The 281-nt window shown below is 35.6% G+C and carries 1 pseudogene; it reads left to right on the forward strand.

Annotated elements, in window-relative coordinates:
* Positions 1 to 268: pseudogene (tnpA, locus tag ACJ5GX_RS08035) on the forward strand (IS200/IS605 family transposase); the annotation flags it as partial.
* Positions 269 to 281: the final 13 nt, after the last annotated feature.

Below are 281 nucleotides of genomic sequence, written 5' to 3' on the forward strand. Positions count from 1 at the left end.
AGAGGTAGAGTTGCGTCAAGTCATGTACACGTATACGTTTCTGTACCCCCATACTTAAGTATTAGTAAGTTAGTGCAGTTAATAAAAGGAAAAAGTTCCAGAAAAATCCAGCAAAACTTTCCAGAGCTAAAAAAGAGATACTGGGTTGTGGGCAGTAGGCTACTTTGTCAGGACTAGCGGAAATGTAACTGACGAAATGATAAAAAATTATATTGAAAATCACTCTAAAAAAGAAGATAAATTTGGTGACTTTCAAGTCGAAAGTTAGCATTCTATGCTCT

It is taken from the genome of Wolbachia endosymbiont of Tuta absoluta (genome assembly GCF_059414725.1).